Source organism: Streptomyces sp. NPDC126503, from assembly GCF_040302405.1.
GTDB lineage: Bacteria > Actinomycetota > Actinomycetes > Streptomycetales > Streptomycetaceae > Streptomyces > Streptomyces gulbargensis.
This window is the reverse complement of sequence record NZ_JBEORS010000011.1, coordinates 141,209-156,585: the sequence shown is the minus strand read 5'-3', so window position 1 is coordinate 156,585 and position 15,377 is coordinate 141,209. Positions and strand designations below refer to the sequence as shown.

At 75.1% G+C, this 15,377-nt stretch carries 15 protein-coding genes; 6 read left to right on the top strand and 9 right to left on the bottom strand.

Annotated elements, in window-relative coordinates; translation table 11 throughout:
- Nucleotides 1-11 precede the first annotated feature (11 nt).
- The gene (gene opcA, locus ABTY40_RS17180; protein WP_352060256.1) at nucleotides 12-926 is read right to left on the bottom strand and encodes a glucose-6-phosphate dehydrogenase assembly protein OpcA; all 915 of its coding nucleotides are present in this window, start codon (nucleotides 924-926) and stop codon (nucleotides 12-14) included.
- Nucleotides 927-1,073: 147 nt separating this feature from the next.
- On the bottom strand, nucleotides 1,074-1,613 hold the full coding sequence (locus ABTY40_RS17175) for a DoxX family membrane protein (protein WP_352060255.1): 540 nt from the start codon (nucleotides 1,611-1,613) through the stop codon (nucleotides 1,074-1,076).
- Between the two features lie 352 nt (nucleotides 1,614-1,965).
- Here ABTY40_RS17175 and ABTY40_RS17170 point away from each other — a divergent pair, with 352 nt between their 5' ends.
- Nucleotides 1,966-2,388 carry a DUF350 domain-containing protein gene (locus tag ABTY40_RS17170; RefSeq protein ID WP_345279766.1) on the top strand — a complete coding sequence of 141 codons (423 nt, stop codon included), beginning with the start codon at nucleotides 1,966-1,968 and terminating at the stop codon, nucleotides 2,386-2,388.
- A gap of 22 nt (nucleotides 2,389-2,410) precedes the next feature.
- Here ABTY40_RS17170 and ABTY40_RS17165 read toward each other — a convergent pair whose 3' ends face one another.
- Nucleotides 2,411-2,890 (bottom strand): hypothetical protein, encoded by a 480-nt coding sequence (locus tag ABTY40_RS17165; protein ID WP_352060254.1) that lies wholly within the window; start codon nucleotides 2,888-2,890, stop codon nucleotides 2,411-2,413.
- Nucleotides 2,887-4,320 carry a WGR domain-containing protein gene (locus ABTY40_RS17160; protein ID WP_352060253.1) on the bottom strand — a complete coding sequence of 478 codons (1,434 nt, stop codon included), beginning with the start codon at nucleotides 4,318-4,320 and terminating at the stop codon, nucleotides 2,887-2,889. Before ABTY40_RS17160 ends, ABTY40_RS17165 begins: the two co-directional genes overlap by 4 nt.
- A 265-nt stretch (nucleotides 4,321-4,585) precedes the next feature.
- Here ABTY40_RS17160 and ABTY40_RS17155 point away from each other — a divergent pair, with 265 nt between their 5' ends.
- Complete coding sequence (locus tag ABTY40_RS17155; RefSeq protein ID WP_352060252.1) at nucleotides 4,586-5,707, top strand: SPFH domain-containing protein; 1,122 nt, start codon at nucleotides 4,586-4,588, stop codon at nucleotides 5,705-5,707.
- A gap of 108 nt (nucleotides 5,708-5,815) precedes the next feature.
- Complete coding sequence (locus tag ABTY40_RS30895; RefSeq protein WP_502990601.1) at nucleotides 5,816-6,793, top strand: M23 family metallopeptidase; 978 nt, start codon at nucleotides 5,816-5,818, stop codon at nucleotides 6,791-6,793.
- Nucleotides 6,794-6,818: 25 nt separating this feature from the next.
- On the opposite strand, the gene ABTY40_RS17145 is transcribed toward ABTY40_RS30895, so the two are convergent.
- The gene (locus ABTY40_RS17145) at nucleotides 6,819-7,694 is read right to left on the bottom strand and encodes an alpha/beta fold hydrolase (RefSeq protein ID WP_352060251.1); all 876 of its coding nucleotides are present in this window, start codon (nucleotides 7,692-7,694) and stop codon (nucleotides 6,819-6,821) included.
- Nucleotides 7,695-7,952: 258 nt separating this feature from the next.
- Complete coding sequence (locus ABTY40_RS17140) at nucleotides 7,953-8,405, bottom strand: VOC family protein (RefSeq protein ID WP_352060250.1); 453 nt, start codon at nucleotides 8,403-8,405, stop codon at nucleotides 7,953-7,955.
- A 156-nt stretch (nucleotides 8,406-8,561) separates the two neighbouring features.
- On the opposite strand from ABTY40_RS17140, the gene ABTY40_RS17135 reads away from it, so the two are divergent.
- A complete protein-coding gene (locus ABTY40_RS17135; protein WP_352060249.1) occupies nucleotides 8,562-9,224 on the top strand; it encodes a hypothetical protein in 663 nt (220 codons plus the stop codon).
- Here ABTY40_RS17135 and ABTY40_RS17130 read toward each other — a convergent pair.
- Nucleotides 9,206-10,411, bottom strand: coding sequence for an ROK family transcriptional regulator (locus ABTY40_RS17130; RefSeq protein ID WP_352060248.1), 1,206 nt, complete (start codon nucleotides 10,409-10,411; stop codon nucleotides 9,206-9,208). The genes ABTY40_RS17135 and ABTY40_RS17130 overlap by 19 nt on opposite strands.
- Nucleotides 10,412-10,529: 118 nt before the next feature.
- Nucleotides 10,530-11,345, bottom strand: coding sequence for a S1 family peptidase (locus tag ABTY40_RS17125; protein ID WP_352060247.1), 816 nt, complete (start codon nucleotides 11,343-11,345; stop codon nucleotides 10,530-10,532).
- A 225-nt stretch (nucleotides 11,346-11,570) separates the two neighbouring features.
- On the opposite strand from ABTY40_RS17125, the gene ABTY40_RS17120 reads away from it, so the two are divergent.
- Nucleotides 11,571-12,953: an erythromycin esterase family protein gene (locus tag ABTY40_RS17120; RefSeq protein ID WP_352060246.1), complete on the top strand. Its 1,383-nt coding sequence runs from the start codon at nucleotides 11,571-11,573 to the stop codon at nucleotides 12,951-12,953.
- 94 nt (nucleotides 12,954-13,047) lie between these two features.
- Here ABTY40_RS17120 and cpt read toward each other — a convergent pair whose 3' ends face one another.
- Nucleotides 13,048-13,581 (bottom strand): chloramphenicol phosphotransferase CPT, encoded by a 534-nt coding sequence (gene cpt / locus ABTY40_RS17115; protein WP_352060245.1) that lies wholly within the window; start codon nucleotides 13,579-13,581, stop codon nucleotides 13,048-13,050.
- 232 nt (nucleotides 13,582-13,813) lie between these two features.
- Between cpt and rox the strand changes: the two genes are divergently transcribed.
- On the top strand, nucleotides 13,814-15,289 hold the full coding sequence (gene rox, locus ABTY40_RS17110; RefSeq protein WP_352060244.1) for a rifampin monooxygenase: 1,476 nt from the start codon (nucleotides 13,814-13,816) through the stop codon (nucleotides 15,287-15,289).
- Nucleotides 15,290-15,377: the final 88 nt, after the last annotated feature.

Below are 15,377 nucleotides of genomic sequence, written 5' to 3'. Positions count from 1 at the left end.
GCCGAGGAGGCTCAGGGCAGCGGTCGGCGCAGGGCGGCGGCGTAGGCGTCGTCCGGGTCCAGGTGGCGGAGCTCCTCGGCGATCAGTTCGGCGGTGGTACGCACCTTGAGGGCGAGTACGCGGCTCGGCTGGCCGGGGATGGCCAGCCGGGCCACCGGGCCTTCGGGGCGGTCGATGCGGATCTCGCCGTCGGGGGTGCCCATCCGCACGGCCGTGACGACGGGCCCCTCGCTGATGACCCGTTCGACCGGGACGCCGAGGCGTTCCTCGAACCAGCGGGCGAGGAGTTCGGCGCTCGGGTTCTCCGCCTCGCTCTCGACGGCGGCGGAGGTCACCGTCGCCCGGGCCTGGTCCAGCGCGGCGGCCAGCATGGAGCGCCAGGGGGTGAGCCGGGTCCAGGCGAGGTCGGTGTCGCCGGGGGCGTACGAGGCGGCGCGGGTCTCCAGCGCGGTCAGCGGGTCCTCGACGGCGTACATGTCGGTGATGCGGCGCTGGGCGAGCGCGCCGAGCGGGTCGCGGGAGGGATGGTCGGGGGCGTCGACCGGCCACCAGACGACCACGGGCGCGTCGGGCAGGAGCAGGGGCAGCACCACGGAGTCGGCGCGGGTGCCGAGTTCGCCGTGGAGGCGGAGGAGCACGGTCTCGCCGGAGCCGGCGTCGGTGCCGAGCCTGACCTCGGCGTCGAGGCGGGCCTCCGCCCGCTCCCGGGGGGAGCGGGCGTGGCGCTTGATGACCACGAGGATGCGCGAGGGGTGTTCCTTGGAGGCCTCGTTGGCGGCCTTGACCGCGTCGTAGGCGTTCTCCTCGTCGGTGACGATCACCAGCGTGAGGACGACGCCGACGGCGGGGGTGCCGACGGCCCGGCGACCCTGGAGGATCGCTTTGTTGATCTTGCTGGCGTTGGTGTCCGTGAGATCGATCTTCATGCCCGCGCCCGTCCCTTCCTCTGTGGCGAGCCTAACCCGCCCGGAGGGCGGGGGCGTTGCGGGTGGCCCCGGGCCCGCCGGCCGGGGAGGTTTCCGGACGCGCGCCCGGCCGGGTCGCGAGGGCTCCCGACCGGTGCTCGGTCCGGATCAGACGGGTTCCGCGTCCGCGGCCTCCTCGTCGTCCGTCCGGGCCTGCGCCCGGCGGCCGACGACCGCGGCGGCGGCGAGCGCGGTGCCGATGAAGGCGGTGGCCACCACCCAGGGGCGGTCGAGGACGTGCCCGGTGGCGTGGTCCAGGGAGTAGCGGCCGGCTCCGGCGACGCCGATGGCGGCGGCGGTGAAGCCGAGGAAGGCGGGGTACTCGTAGCCGCCGCCCTGGGCGAAGAAACCGGCCGGGGCGTGGACGGCGACCGCGCCCGCCATGGCGCCGGCCGCGGCGGCGCCGGCCGCCGGGGTGGCGAGGCCGAGGGCGAGCAGCGCGCCGCCGCCCGCCTCGCCGAGGCCCGCCGCGACGGCGCTCTGGCGGCCCGGGGAGAAGCCCATGGCCTCCATCGCGTGCGTGGTGCCCTCGATGCCACCGCCGCCGAACCAGCCGAACAGCTTCTGCGTGCCGTGCGCGGCGAGCACGGCGCCGGTGCCGACCCGCAGCACAAGCAGCCCGAGGTCGCGTCGGTTGGGGTGGGCCATGGCGTTCTCCAGGTGCGGGAGAGGGACACGTACGCCGTCCACTCTCCGCCCCGGCGCCGGACCCCGCCGCCCTGACACCCGCCCCGCTGCTCCATACGTGTCACGTTTCGCGGAGATGGTCCGCCCCGGTCTCACCGAGGGGCCCGCCGCCGTCCGGGTGGCCCGGAGGAAGAAGCGGAGAGGGACGGACAGGAGGAACGCGGCCGGCCGGCGGGAGAGCGGCAGGCGCCCGGGCGCCGGGCGGCCGCTTCTCCGGGCGGGCCGTGGGGCGCTCTTGACCTGTGCGCTACATTTTGCCGGTCCTCGACCGCCGATCTTTCCTGATCGCTATCTCTTCCGGAGCCGGCATTCCATGACCGACATCGTCAACGGCCTCGGCCGGGCCACCGCCTACGGCGCCCTCGGCGTGGTGCTGCTGATCCTCGGCATCGTCCTGGTGGACCTGCTCACCCCGGGCAAGCTCGGACGGCAGATCTGGGAGGAGCGCAACCGCAACGCCTCCGTCCTGCTGAGCTCGGCCCTCCTCGGCATCGGCGGCATCGTCTTCACCTCGATCTGGACGACGTACGACAACTTCGGCAAGGGCCTCGTCTCCACGGCCGCGTTCGGACTGCTCGGCCTGGTGATGATGGCCGTGGCGTTCCTGGTGGTCGACCTGGTGACGCCCGGCCGGCTCGGCGCCACGCTCGTCGAACCGGAGCCGCACCCGGCGGTGTGGGTGACCGCCTCCTGCAACCTCGCCGTCTCGGCGATCGTCTCCGCCTCCATCGCCTGACGGCACGCCGGGACGGCGCCCGCTACCGGGTGACCGGTTCGACCTCCAGGAAGCGACGGCCGCGCGGCCCCCGGTAGAGCAGGGCCTCCCAGCCGAGCCGTTCGAGCACGGGGACGCAGCCCTCCAGGGCGGAGGCCTCCTGCCCGGCCGCTCCCCCGCCGGGCGGGCCGAGCCACTCCACCACGGCGGTCCCCGGCCGCTCACCGGCCCGCACCCGGTAGCCGGTCGCGGCGCGTGCCCCCGAGGCGTCCACCGCCGAAGGCGTCACACCCCCGGCCTCCAGGGCGAGCGAGACCGCGCGGACCGGCTGCCGCCGTTCCCACACGGCCGGCACGGCGGCCGGGTCACCGCCGCCCGGCGGGTTGGTCAGCCGTCTGATGCCGAGCAGTCCGTCGAGGGCGGCGCGGACCTCACGCGACCGCTGCTCCGCCCCGTCCGGGGGCAGCGGTGGCCCGTCGCCCGTGGCCGCCTCGAAGGCGCCCTTCTCCGGCCGTTCGCTCACAGCAGCCGCCGGATGTCACCCCGGACCCGGTAGAAGCCGCCCGCCGCCGGGTGCAGCGCGTCGACCACGTAACGGGCGCCCGGCTCCCGGATGGCCCGCGGGAACTGCACGTTCCACGAGGACTCGTACCCCCCGGACACGACCCGGACCCGGGTCCGGCCGGATTCCTGGACGCACTCGACGACGATCGCGCCGGCCGGGGCGTCGCGGACGGCTGTGACGGCCGAGGCCGTCGTCGCCGGCTGGTACGTGGGCAGGGCCGCGGCGAGCTTGATGTCGCGGGCCACCGGCACGGTGCCCTGCTGGGCGGCCTGGATCGCCGCCTCGCTCGCGTCCACGCACACCAGGGACCCGTCGGTGGTGACCAGGTAGAGCCGCTCGTCGCGGTACTGCATGGAGAGCGCGGAACCACCGCCGGTGCCCAGCTTCCAGAGCCGGGTGCCGTCCTCCGCGAAGCAGTAGACCGAGGAGGAGGAGTCGCCCGCGAAGACGAACCGTCCGCCGGGCGAGGTGGCGCACGAGTAGACGGGGCTGTCGCAGGCGTACACGGCCTCGACCCGGCCGTCCTTCTTCGCGAGACGCTGCACCTTCCTGCGGGCCGTGCCCGCGTACACCGAGGTGTCCTCCTGCCAGCCGAACAGGACCCCGCCCTCGGTGGTGGTGTGCCACAGTTCGCCGCCGCCGTCGGGCGCGTGGGCCGCGACGCCCTGCGAGTCGCCGTAGTAGACGGCGTCGGAGTCGGCGCGGATCATCCAGGCGTGCTCGCCGCGCCCGCCCCGCGCCCACTGGTGCTCGTCCTCGTGGTCGATCACGGTGAGCCGCCCCGAGCGGTCGGCGACGTGCAGGACGCCCTCGTGGATGTCGAGCCAGAAGATGTCGACATCGGTGGCGATGTCGTAGGCGGCGAAGGGGAGTTTGGACGACAGGTCGTACACCTTGCCGTCGTCGCAGCCCGCGTAGATCCAGAAGTCGTCCGCCACCAGGCACTTGACGCCGTCCGGCAGGCTGAAGCGGGCCTGGACCTCGCCGGAGCGGTCGAGCGTGAACACGTCACCGGCCTGGTTGCCGACCCAGCAGCGCTCCTCGTCGACGTGGATGCCGAAGGCGGCGGAGCCGGTGCGGAAGCGCCAGAGGACCGGGGCGACGGCGCGGGCGGTGGAGGGCGCCGAGGTCACCTCGCGCCGGGTCACGGGCCGCGCGGCGCGCTGCCCGCGCACGGCGGGCGCGTACCCCTTGCGGACCTTCTCCCCTATCTTCTTCGCCGCGGCGGCCCGGGCCTTCTCGTGCGTCGGGAAGGTGGACCGCTGCGTCTGCCCGGCCGTGCCGATCCGGCCGTAACGAACCGACACCGCGAGGTCCTCGACGGTCACTTCGTAGAACTTGTGGGCACCGCCGCCGTCCTGCGACAGCTCCAGATAGGTCGTCGTCATGAGGAGAACGCTAAGGGGAGCCACTGACAACGGGCGGCCGGCGAGCCGCCGCCCGCCGGGCTGTCGCGGCGCGGCACGGGAGCGGGTTCGGCGGGGAGAGGGAGCGGGCCCTGCGCGGCACGGAAGCGGAACCCGGCGGGCGAGGGGACCAAAGACCCGGACATTCGGGACTTCCGTCGCGGCGTCACGGACACGCGGCCCTGTGACGATGGCCTTCGAAGATCATCCGACGCGCCGTCACCTCCCGGACGGCCGGAAGGGCCTCATGACCGAGAGACAGAAGCGGCCCCTGCCCGTGCGGGTGCGCCCGCGTCCGCGCCCGGACGGCATACCCATGGACGACCTCTTCCGTACGGACCCCGGCGACGGCACGCCCGGCGCGCACGCGGCGGCCGGGACACACGGCGGCGGCGGGACGGGCGGTGTGCACCGTGCGGGCACCACCGCGCCCCTGCCCCGGACGGCGGCTCACCGCGTGCTCCCCGCGGGCCTCCCCCGCCGCCCGCCGCCCTCCGACCCTGAGCTGACCGAGCGACCGGGCCGGTCCCTGCCCGGCTGGGTGGCCGTCCTCACCGCCCTGGCCGCCCTGACCGGCGCGGCCTTTCTGTTGTGGCGGGCGGGCCCGCTCCCCGGCGCCCGCACGGCGCCGTGGGTCTGGGCCGCGCCGGCCGGCTGCGCGGCCGTCGCCGTGGTCGCCCTCGGCGGCCTGACCCGGGGGCGGACGGGCTCCGCCCGGGTGCTCTCCCTGTGCGGCCGCTACCGCGGCAGTGTGCGCCGCACCGGTCTGCTCTGGATGAGCCCGTTCGTCCTCCGGCGTCGGATCGACGTGCGGCTGCGGCACTGGCGCAGTGAGCCGATCGCGGTGGTGGACGCCGAGGGTTCGGCGCTGCGGGCGGTGGTCCTGGTGGTGTGGTCGGTACGGGACACGGCCCGCGCGATGTTCGCCGTGGACGACCATGTCACCTATCTGCGTGAGCAGGTGGAGGCGGCCACCGCGCGCGTGCTGTCGCAACTGCCCGCGGACGCCTTCCGGAGCGGCACGCCGTCCCTGCGGGACACGGAGGCCGTCGGTGACGCGCTGACCCGCCTGCTCGCCGCCGAGTGCCGTCCGGTCGGGATCGCCGTCTTCTCCGCGCAGCCGGTCCGCGTCGAGTACGCGCCCGAGGTCGCGGCCGCGATGCGGCGGCGGCAGATCGCCGCGCTCGACGCGAAGCACCGCGACGCCGTCCTCACCGGTGTGATCGACGCCGTGGACGACACCGTGACGCGGCTGACCGCCCGGGGGCTGGTCGAGCTCGACGCCTTCGAACGCCAGGCCCTGGTCAAGGATCTGACCGTGGCCTTCTGCACCCGGCGGGAAGCCCTGCCCGAACAGACCGAGAAGTGACGAGGTCCGGCACAGATCGACGCGGATCGGCACAGATCGACGCGGATCGACGCGGATCGACGCGGATCGACGCGGATCGACAAGGACTGAAGAGGAGTGACGAGGACCGTGGACGTTCCCGTGTTCACCGAGGAGATACCCGCCGGCTGCGCGTGCCCGGGCTGCGCGGCGGTGCCCGGCCGGGCGCCCGGCGCGCCGGGGAGCCGGTACGGGACCGGTGGCGGTCTGCGCCGCGCCGTCGTCGCGGCCGCCGGGGCGGTGGCCCTCGCGGGCGCCTGCGCCGGCACCGCCGCCGCCGAACCCGCCCCGGCGCACGCCGGCTGGGACGGCTCCCGGTACTGGTTCCGCGACGCGGCCGGTGCGTGGCGCTGGACCGGCCACCACGCCACGTATCTCCGGCGGACGGGCGCGGACGGGGCCGGGGCCCCCGCGCGCACGACCGGTGCGGACCGGCCCGGCGGCGAGCCGGTCTTCCGGGGCCGGGCGGGCTGGGACGCACGGGACCGCGTCTACTGGTACCGGTCGCGGGGCCACTGGTACTGGACCGCCCACCGGGACACGTACGAACGGCGGACCGGGCTTTCCGGGGGAGGCCCCGGGGCCCGTCCGAGTCCGGAACCGACGCCGGGGCACGGGCGGAAGCCGGGGACGCCGGTGACTTCCCCGGGGTCCGGGCACGGCCGTGGGTGGTCGGCGCCGGTCGCGTCGTACGTCCTCACCGCCGCCTACGGGCAACCCGGTTCGTGGTCGAAGGGGTATCACACGGGGCAGGACTTCGCGGTCCCGTCGGGCACGCCGGTCCGCGCGGTGGGGCCGGGGCGCGTGGTGACGGCCGGGTACGGCGGCGCGTACGGCTACCAGGTGGTGATCCGCCACCCGGACGGCCACTGCACGCAGTACGCCCACCTCTCCCGTGTCGACGTCTCCCCCGGGCAGTACGTCGCCGCCGGGCAGCGGGTCGCGCGGTCGGGGGCGACGGGGCGGGTGACCGGTCCCCATCTGCACTTCGAGGTGCGGACCGGCCCGTACTTCGGCTCGGACGTGAACCCCCTGGCGTATCTGCGGAGGCACGGCGTATCGGTCTGACGGATCCGGCGGGCCGGGAGGGCGGTCAGCCCGTCACGCGCTCGATCCAGGCGGTGAGGTCGGCGACGACCTCGTCCCGGTTGGTCTCGTTGAGCACCTCGTGGCGGGCGCCGGGATAGCCGCGGTACGTGACGTCGGTCAGGCCGGCCTCGCGGTAACGGGAGACCAGCAGGTCGGTGAGGGTGAGACCGGCATTGAGGGGGTCGCGGTCACCGGCGAAGACGTAGAGCGGCAGCCCGGCCGGGATGCCGGCGGGGGCGGCGAGCCGTGCGGCGGCGGCGCCCATGGCGGCCATGCCCCGGTCGTCGACCGTGAAGCCGCACAGCGGATCGGCGAGGTAGGCGTCGACCTGCCGCTCGTCGCGGCTGAGCCAGTCGGCCTCCGTACGGCGGGGCGTGAAACCGGCGTTGAAAGCGTCGAAGCCGCCGCCGCGCGCCCTGCCCCCCGCCTCGGCGGCCTGCCGGGCGGCCTCCGCGAGCCCGGCGAGGAGGCGGTCCACGGCCGAGGTGCCGGACAGGGCGACGCCGTCGACGAGACCGGGGTGGTCCAGCAGGTACTGCTGGGCGGCGAAGGACCCCATGCTGTGCCCGAGGAGAACCACCGGGGCTCCGGGGTGACGCTCCCGCGCGATCCGGGTGAGGGCGGCCATGTCCGCGACCAGCAGGTTCCAGCCGTCCTCGCCCAGGTGCCCGAGCGCTGCGTGCGCGGAGCGGCCGTGGCCCCGGTGGTCGGCGGCGTAGACGGCGTAGCCGCGCTCGACGAGGTGTCCGGCGAGCGGGGCGTAACGGCCGGCGTGCTCGCCCATCCCGTGCGCGATCTGCACGATGCCGCGCGGCGCGCCGGACGGGAGCCAGGTGTGCACGTGGAGGACCACACCGTCCTGTGACGTGTAGGTGAACATGACGGCTCCCCGACTGCCTGCCTGCGGTGTTCCGGGCGGTGTTCTCGCCGGCCGCCGGGCCGGCGGGGGCCCGGTGGGCGCCACGGTAAGGGGCACCGGCCGGGCGGGGCAGCACCGTGGGAGCGTGATCCCCGTCTCAGGCGGAGGGGCGGGTGCGGTGCGCGGGGGGCTGCCCCGTATCCGCGTCCCCGGGAGGCGCGGACACAGTGGGCCGGAGTGCGCCCGGCGGTTCGGCGGACCCCCGCCCCGGTCCGGCCGTCAGACCACGCAGAACTCGTTTCCCTCGGGGTCGCGCAGGAGCGCGGCGTAGTGGCCCGGGTCCGGCTCGTCCGTGAGCCGTACGAGGCTCGCGCCGGCTCGGGTGAGACGGGCGACGGCGGCGGTCACCCGCTCCCTGCGGACAGCCGGAGGCACGTCGCGTCCCCCACCGACCTTGAGGTCCACGTGCAGCCGGTTCTTCGTGCCCTTGGGTTCGGGAACCTGCTGGAACCACACTCTCGGGCCCTTCCCGGTGGGGTCGACGATCGACTCGGGGCCGTCCGTCATTCCGGCGAGGTCTGCCTCGGGCACTCCCCGGTCCGTCCAGTACGCGCGCCACGTGGCGTGGCCGTCGGGTGGCGGCTCGGGGACGTATCCCAGGGCTTCACACCAGAACGCGACCAGCGTCCCGGGGTCCGCGCAGTCGACGGTCAGTTGCCAGGTCGTCTCCATGCCCGAAGGCCTGCCCCTCCTGCCTGCGGCCGACACGCGGTGCACCGCGCCTCCGGGTCAGCCCCGGGGGCCGGGCGGCATCCCCGGGGCTCCCGTGGTGAGGCTGTCACCGGCGGGACTTGACCTCACGCGCGGTCGAGGTCGGAGGCTTCCGCCATGAACCTCATCGACACCGGCCTGCGGGCCCAAGCACGGCCCGACCTCGCCCGCCCGGACGCCGGGCTCGTCCTGGCTTCCCTCTGGCACACCGCGGGGCCCGAGCAGCAGCGAAGGGTGATGTCCGGCGTCATGGACGCCTGGGAGGGGACCCGGCTGCCCGCCGCCTACCTCGCGCGGCACTGTCTGGAGGGGTCCGACGGCCGGACCGTCCTCAACGTCGCCCAGTGGACGAGTTCCGGCGCCCACCGGGCGTTCGCCGCCGATCCCGGCAACCAGCAGACGCTCGGCCGGGCGATACGGGCCCTCTACGCGGCCGACCCGCCGGGCCGTCACACCCCTTGGCGGGTGGTCCGGCGGCGCGAGGGGACCGCCGGTTTCCTCACCGTGCGGTGGTACGACACCGGGGACGCCGGGGCGGGCCGGTCGCTCGCCGACGAGCTGGCCGCACGTCCCGCCGCGGCCGGGTCCCCCGCGCCCGTGGTGGAGCACTTCTCGGTGGCGGAGGACGGGCGCCGGCTCCTCGTGCTCGCCGGGTTCACGGACGAACCCGGCGGTGCCGGGCTGTGGTTCCGCCCGTTCCGCAGACTGGTGCGGGCGGCGGGCCGGGGCGCCTCCGGTGGGTCCCCGGCCGCCCCGCCCGGTCAGGAGGGGCGGGCGTAGGCGAGGGGGTCCGTGAGGATGTCGTGCAGGACGAGGGAGGCGGCGCCCCGGGAGGCGTCGGTGGTCGTGGAGGCGGGACGGAGGCGGCCGGCGTCGGGGGGCCAGAGGCCGGAGACGACGCGGGCGGACAGTTCCTCAGAGACGGCGGGGGCGAGCCAGGGCAGCAGGCGGGGATAGATGCCGCCCAGGACGACCGCCTCCGGGTCGAGGAGGTTGACGACGCCCGACAGGGCCCGGCCCAGCATGCGGCCGGCCTCGGTGAGGGCGGCGAGGGCCCGGGGGTCGGCGGCGGCGGCGCGCTCGGTGAGGTCGTCCACGTCCGGGGAGCCCGCCGCCCGCAGGAGCGCCGTCTGCCCCGCGTACTGCTCCAGGCAGCCGCGTGAGCCGCAGCGGCAGCGGGGGCCGTCCGCGTCCACCACCAGGTGCCCGGCCTCTCCGGCGAACCCGTGCGCGCCGCGCAGGAGTTCGCCGTGGACGACGATCGCGCCGCCGACGCCGATCTCGCCGGTCAGGTGCACGAAGGTACGGAGATCGCCGAGGGCGCCGAAGCGCAGTTCGGCGAGCGCCGCCATGTTGGCCTCGTTGTCGGAGGTCACCGCCAGGCCGGCGGTCTCCGGGCGGAGTGACGTGAGCGCCGCGGCGAAGAGTGCCTCCGCGTCGACCTCGTGCCAGCCGAGGTTGGGGGCCTGACGGACGGTGCCGCCGGAGACGAGACCGGGAAGGGCGAGCCCGGCGCCGGCCGGGGCCAGTCCGTGGCCGTCCGCCGCCCCGAGCGCGTCGGCGGCGATACGGGCGGCCCGCGCGAGGACCTCACCGGGTCCGGCCGTCCGGTTGTCCAGCCGCTCGGTGCGGCGGACGCGGTCGGCGCCGGTGAGATCGACGACGCACACGGTCACGTAGTCGACGTTGATCTCGACGCCGAGTCCGGCGGGACCGGTGCCGGCCGGTTTGAGGACGGTGCCCGGGCGTCCCGCCTGGCCGCTGAACGTCTTGCCGGACTCGACCAGGAAGCCGAGCTCGAGCAGCTGCTCGACCAGCGAGGAGACGGCGGGCCGGGTGAGGCCCACGCGGGCGGCGACCGCCGCCCGCGTCGTCTCGCCCGCCTCGTGGACGGTCCGCAGGACGAGACTGAGATTGTGGCGGCGCACTCCCGACGTGTCGGCCTTGGGTTCCGTGGGCTGGTTCATGGTGAGCGTGAGCCTAGGTCCTGCTCGTCCGATCTTGAAACCCGGGAGTGCGGACGCCGGACCCGGCGCCACGGCGGACCACGCAGGCGCCCGAGGGGGTCCGCCGTGGCCGCCCGGTTCAGGAGTTGTGCCTGATGGTCCGCCGGATCCAGGCCGCGTACGCGGGCGCGCTGGTGTAGAGCCCCGGCCCGGCCGAACACGGGACGCCAGGGGCGCCCGGACCCGAGGTCACCCCGACGAGTTCCCACCGCCCGTGCCGGCCCTTCTGGAGCTGCGGCCCGCCGGAGTCGCCGAAGCAGGCCATGGCCCCGGGGACGCGGCTGATCGTGCACAGCCGGGTCCGGTCGGCGTACCCGGGGGCGCATTCGGTGCCGGCGCCCCGGCGCGTGCGGAGCTCCCGCAGCCGCTCGGGGAAGTTCAGTTCCGTGTCGGAGGTGGTGCCGAATCCCAGGATCCGGGTCGGGGTGCCGGGCCGTCCGGCCCGTTCCGCGATCGGGACGGGCTGCTCGGCGACGGGGCGGTCCAGGCGGACCAGGGCGATGTCGTCCCTGTTGGCGGCCGTCCCGTCACCGTTCCGGTAGCCGGGATGGACGAAGGTCCGCTCGATGGCCCGGACGGTTCCCCCGGACTTCCGGTCCGCGCTGCCGATCCGGACGACGCCGTCCAGCCGGAGCCCGTCACCCCTCAGGCAGTGGGCCGCCGTCAGCACCCACCGCGGAGCGATCAGCGAGGCCCCGCAGTTGCCGTCGTGCACCCCGTGCTCGGGCGCCGACTCCGGGATCACCGCCATGAACGGGTAGTGCTCCGTGGGCTCCGTCCCGTTGACGACGGCTCCGGCGCCACCGCTCAGCAACGTGGCGCACACCGCCACCGCGAGTGTGCCGACCGCCGCCGTGCGGGCGGCCCGGCGGCGGACCGCCTTCCTGTCGAACATCCGGGGTTCCCTTCCTCCGTACCTTTTCGAGGGTTCAACCCTGCGCGCTCCGATACCGGCCGGGCCATCCGGCCGGCACCCGGACACGGCTCGTACGCTCCCCCGCCGGTCGCGGGGGCAGGCCCCCGCACAGGGACGGCGGGAGGCCTCAGTGCGGCCGGCGGCGCGGCGCATGAAGATCACTGCATCGGCTCGGGGAGCCGCCGCACACGAGGAGTGATCACCATGGACGGGTCCAGGAAGCCGATCGGCCGGCGCGGACTGCTCACGCTCACGGCGGCGCTCGCCGCCACGGCGGTGGCCGCCCCACCGGCTGCCGCCACGCCGCCCCCACGCCTCGTACCCGGCACACCCCCCGCTCCCGCGTCCCCCGCAGGCGTCGTACGCGCCCTGGAGCGGGCCGCGCACCCGCTGCGCGCCACGGACCCGGGCGGTACGACGGCGGACCTGCGGGCGCTGGGCGCCATGGTCGCAGGGGCGAGGGTGGTGGGCCTCGGCGAGGCCACGCACGGTTCGCACGAGTTCTTCGCCATGAAGCACCGCGTCTTCCAGTACCTCGTGGAGGAACACGGCTTCAACACCTTCGCCCTGGAGATGAGCTGGTCGGCCGGGCTGAGGATCGACGAGTACCTCCAGGGCGGCCCCGGCGATCCGCGGCGGATCGCACGGGAGACGCTGGCCGGATCCCCCTGGGAGCGCGAGGAGTTCGTCCGTCTGATCGGCTGGATGCGCGACCACAACAGCCGCCGCCCCGACCGCCCGGTCCACTTCATGGGCGACGACCTCGGGGCACCGGCACTCGGCGACCACATCTTCGACCGGGTCCTGTCGTCCGTCGGTACGGTCGGGCCGCAATCCCTGCCCCGGCTCACGGAGTTGTACGCGGGGCTGCGCCCCCTCGACGACATCTTCGCCCACCTGCGCAGGCCCCTCCCGGAACGCGAGGAGTGCGCCGCGCGCGCCCAGGCGGCCCTCGACCTGGTCGCCGGGCACCAGGAGGCCGGTGGCGAGGCCTACGCCTGGACCGTGCGGCACGCCCGGAACGTCGCGCAGACCTTCGCCTTCGCCACCGTCGACCTCGCGGACCCGGCCTCGATCACGGCGGCGGAGCGCCTGCGCGACCAGGCCATGGCCGACAACGTGCTGTGGTGGCAGCGCCGTACCGGTCACAGGATGCTGCTGTCCGCCCACAACGGCCACGTCGGCTACCTGTCCACACATCCCGACCTGTACCCGCACACCCAGGGCGCCGTGCTGCGCGACCGCCTGGGCCGTGACTACGCGGCGATCGGCTTCACCTTCGCCGGCGGCACCTTCCTCACCAAGGACACCTCCCTCGGCGGCGACTGGAAGCCGGTCACCGTTCCGGCGGCGCGGCCCGGCATGCACGAGCACACCCTGGACCTGGTCGGACACCGGGACTTCTACGTGGACCTTCGGGCGGCGCCGCCCGCGGCGCGGGCCTGGCTCGACCGGCCCCGGCCCGTCCACGACGCCGGTTCGACCTTCACCCCCGACCCGCTGCCCACCCTCGCGATCGGCCGGGCCTACGACGTCCTCGTCCACCTCAACCGGGTCCGGGCGGCCGACACGCTCCGAGCCCTCTGAGCCCCGCCGGGGGCGGTGCCCCCGCGGGGCACGGCGGTGCCGGGGAAGAAGCCGGTTCCTTGACGGTGCCGGCCGGTGTCCGGTGCCGGGGGCGTCAGCCGACGCGGGCGGCGATGATCCGCGCGCAGTCCAGGGACTCGGTGTGCGTGGTGTCGACCTCCAAGTCGTAGACGACGCCCCGGTGGACCGACTCGGCCTGTGCGGCGGCCATGCCCCCGGGCCGGTCCCCGCGCGCGATCTCGCGGGCGGCGGCGACCTCTCCGGCGCAGCGGACGCCGACCCAGAGGACGTCCAGGCCGGCGAGGGCGGTGCGCCACCGTTCCTGGGACTCGGTCCCGCCGAGGAAGACGTCGTCCACGACGACCCGGGCGCCGGCGCGGGCCATCGCCGCGACGCCCTCACGCCAGGCCGCCTCCAGGTCCCGGAACGCCGGACCGACGTGCACGGCGCCGTCGTCGGCGAACCCGATGCCCGCGTCGCCCAGGCGCAGGGAGGCGGGCAGTGAGTCGACGAACGCGTCGATCGCCGCGGAGAGCCACGGGTCCGGCAACACCGCCTGGAGACACCGGACGAGGCCGGACTTCCCGGAACTGGAACCACCGTTCAACACGATCACCTGAGTCGTCACCGCGCCACCCTAAGGCCCGTGAGCAGGGCGTACGCAACGGTTTTCCGGTGCTCGGGAAAGTGGGGGAATCGGGCGGGGCCGGTCGTCGGCTCTCCGCCTGTCCCAACGTATAGCGCACGGGGGGACTTGCGGCAAGGCCCGGGGCCTGACGCAGAATCACCGACCGTAGCCGTACCGCCGAACCGCGCGGTGCGGCCGATCGACACCACGGTGTGGTGACAGGGGGAACTTCATGTCCGATGTGATCGTCGTCGGTGCGGGACCGACCGGCCTGATGCTGGCCGCCGAGCTGCGGCTGCAGGGCGTACGGGTGCTCGTGCTCGACAAGGAGGACGAGCCGAGCGGACAGACGCGGGCCCTCGGCCTGCACGCGCGCAGTGTGGAGGTGCTGGACCAGCGCGGTCTGCTGGACCGCTTCCTGGCGCGGGGGCGGACGTTCGCGGTGGGCGGGTTCTTCGCCGGGATCGACCGGCCGTGGCCCGAGCGGCTGGACACCGCCCACTCGTACGTCCTGGCCATTCCGCAGAACGTCACCGAGAGCCTGCTGACGGACCACGCGCTCGCCGTCGGCACCGAGATCCGGCGCGGCTGCGAGGTCGTGGGCCTGAGTCAGGACGAGGACGGGGTGACCGTCGAACTCGCCGGTGGCGCACGGCTGCGCGCGGGCCACGTCGTCGGCTGCGACGGCGGCCGCAGCGCGGTGCGCAAGCTGCTGGGGGTGAACTTCCCCGGTGAACCGGCCACCGTGGACACGCTCCTGGGCGAGGTGGAGATCGGTGTCCCGCCAAAGACGCTCATGGCGGTGGTGACCGAGGTCCGCAAGGAGCATCCCCGGTTCGGCGCGGTCCCCCTCGGCGAGGGGGTGTACCGGCTGATCATGCCGGCCGGTTCCGTCGCCGGGGACCGGACGGCCCCGCTCACGCTCGACGAACTCAAGGCACGGACGCGGGAGATCGCCGGGACGGACTTCGGCGCGCACGCGCCGCGCTGGTTGTCGCGGTTCGGCGACGCGACCCGGCAGGCCGAGCGCTACCGGGTCGGCCGGGTGCTGCTGGCGGGTGACGCGGCGCACATCCATCCGCCGACCGGCGGGCAGGGTCTCAACCTCGGTCTCCAGGACGCCTTCAACCTGGGGTGGAAACTGGCCGCCGAGGTCAACGGCTGGGCGCCGGAGGGCTTGCTCGACACGTACGAGGCCGAGCGGCACCCGGTGGCCGCGGACGTGCTGGACAACACCCGGGCGCAGTCCGAACTGCTGTCCCTGGCCCCCGGGTCGCAGGCGGTACGCCGACTGGTGACGGAGCTCATGGCCTTCGAGGAGGTGAACCGCCATCTGATCGAGAAGATCACCGCTCTCGGGGTCCGCTACGACTTCGGCGAGGGCCATGCACTCCTCGGCCGCCGGATGCGGGACATCGGCCTCAAGGAGGGCCGGCTGTACGAGCGGACGCACGCCGGCCGGGGTGTGCTGCTCGACCGGACCGGGCGGCTCACGGTCGCCGGGTGGGCCGACCGCGTGGAGCACGTCGTGGACGCCGCCGAGGAACTCGACGCACCCGCCGTCCTGCTGCGGCCCGACGGGCACGTGGCGTGGGCCGGTGACGAGGGGGACGAGAACGGGCTGCGCGACGCCCTGCGGAGGTGGTTCGGCGCCGAGGCGGCCGGCCCGCTGAACCGCCGTGCGCGGGCGGCGTTGACCGGGGCCTGAGGGTTCCGGCTCCCGCCGCGGGGCGGCCGGGGGACGGTCCGGCCGCCCGGACCCGGCCCGCCACGACCGGCGGGGGGCGCTTAGCCGA